The 1304-nt window shown below is 68.0% G+C and carries 2 protein-coding genes; both read right to left on the reverse strand.

Annotated features, from left to right (window positions below; all coding sequences use genetic code 11):
- Positions 1 to 219 (reverse strand): 5'-nucleotidase (locus RT456_RS12900; protein ID WP_313347274.1); only part of this gene is annotated, 219 nt, incomplete at its 3' end.
- Between the two features lie 49 nt (positions 220 to 268).
- On the reverse strand, positions 269 to 1045 hold the full coding sequence (locus RT456_RS12905; protein ID WP_313347275.1) for an NAD kinase: 777 nt from the start codon (positions 1043 to 1045) through the stop codon (positions 269 to 271).
- Positions 1046 to 1304 lie beyond the last annotated feature (259 nt).

A 1304-nucleotide genomic window follows, 5' to 3' on the forward strand; every position in this document is an offset into this window, starting at 1 on the left:
CCGCGGTGACTCCGGCGACTGGCCCTGGTTCAGCGCAAGCAGCTTGCGCACCACGGGGAACGCAACGCCAGGGCGCAGCACGTCGTCTTCGTGCTTGCGCTGGTACTCGGCGTAGGCATCGACGCCCTCGGCCTCGAACAGCGCGTGACCCTCTTCCAGGTCGAACAGGGCGCGCGAGGTCACGGCAACGGTCAGCAAACGGGGGGTGTTGTCGCCCATGGCAGTCAGCAATCCAGTGCGGCCAGAAGGGCCGGCCACCTATTGTCCTTCAAAACATGAACTGTTCGCTGAGGATCCGGTCTTCCAGGTTGTGTTCCGGGTCGAACAGCAGGGTGACCCGGCGCTCGCGCGACTCGCGGATGGTCACTTCAACCACATCGCGGGTCTCATGCGAATCGGCGGTGACGCTGACCGGGCGCTTGTAGGGGTCCAGCACGCGGAAGCGCACTTCCGTATCGGCCTTGAGGATCGCCCCGCGCCAGCGCCGCGGCCGGTACGGGGCCAGGGGGGTCAACGCGATGGTGTGCGAGCCCAGCGGCAGGATCGGCCCATGCGCGGAGTAGTTGTAGGCCGTGCTGCCGGCCGGCGTGGACACGAGCACCCCGTCACCGACCAGCTCGGCCACCCGCTCCTGGCCATTGAGGTCCACCCCGATGTGCGCGGCCTGCCGGGTCTGGCGCAGCAGCGACACGTCGTTATAGGCCAGCGACCCGGTGGTGGTGCCCGATTCGGTCAGGGCCAGCATTTCCAGCGGGCGCAGGTTGGCCGGCTCGGCCGCCGCGAGGCGCGCCGGCAGGTCGTGGTCGTCTTCACGGTACTGGTTCATCAGGAACCCCACCGTGCCCAGCTTCATGCCGAACACCGGCAGCCCCAGCGCACCGTGGCGGTGCAGGGTCTGCAGCATGAAGCCGTCGCCGCCCAGCGGGCACAGCACATCGGCCTGTTCCGGCGGATGGTCGCCGTAGCGGGCCACCATCTGCGCCAACGCCTGCTGCGCGGCCTCGGTGTTGCTGGCCAGAAAGGCGATGCGGGGGGAATCGCTCATGGGGTTTCTGCGAATGGCATGTGCAGGAAGCATACCCGGTCGCGGCATGGACTTCGCCCAGTGGAGTAGAGCGCATCATTCCAAGGCCATGGAAGCTTGGCGCACGATCTTCGATCGGATCTGCCGCGAGCGTTGACGCAGACGCGGCTGCCGGTGGAGCGAGCGCGGGGCCGCCATACCCTTGCCGGCGGAGGTCCCTCAACAGCGGCTGCCGGTGAATCGAGCGCCGGGCCGCCTTACCCTTTCCGGCGAATGTCCC

The sequence above is a fragment of the Stenotrophomonas sp. genome (assembly GCF_032099025.1).
Classification (GTDB): Bacteria; Pseudomonadota; Gammaproteobacteria; order Xanthomonadales; family Xanthomonadaceae; genus Stenotrophomonas.

What these genes read in the sequence shown, in the direction of transcription:
- RT456_RS12905 (WP_313347275.1), bottom strand. Translation starts at nt 1,045, where the DNA reads ATGAGCGATTCCCCCCGCATCGCCTTTCTGGCCAGCAACACCGAGGCC.